The organism is Neisseria sp. P0001.S005, from assembly GCF_051963715.1.
On record NZ_JBQCTZ010000751.1, the window covers coordinates 1 to 373 of the forward strand.

At 51.5% G+C, this 373-nt stretch carries 1 pseudogene; it reads right to left on the bottom strand.

The window, feature by feature from the left end:
- Positions 1-373: pseudogene (locus ACTHSP_RS22690) on the bottom strand (acetolactate synthase 3 large subunit); the annotation flags it as partial.

Consider the following 373-nt stretch of genomic DNA (forward strand, 5'->3'; position numbering starts at 1 on the left):
GACGGGTCAACGTCGATATGAATAATTTTTTTGGCTTTTTCAAAGAATTTGGACGGTACGGAAATCACGCGGTCATCGAAGCGCGCACCGATTGCCAGTACAACGTCTGCATTCTGCATGGCGAGGTTGGCTTCGTAAGTGCCGTGCATACCCAGCATGCCCAAGAATTGGCGGTCGCTGGAAGGGTATGCACCCAAGCCCATCAATGTACCGGTACAAGGAGCGCCGATCATGCGGACGAATTTAGTCATTTCTTCAGAGGCATTGCCCAAAACCACGCCGCCGCCGAAGTAAACAATAGGGCGTTTGGCGGAAGCCAGCATTTGTACGGCTTTTTTGATTTGACCGATGTGGCCTTGTACAACCGGTTGGT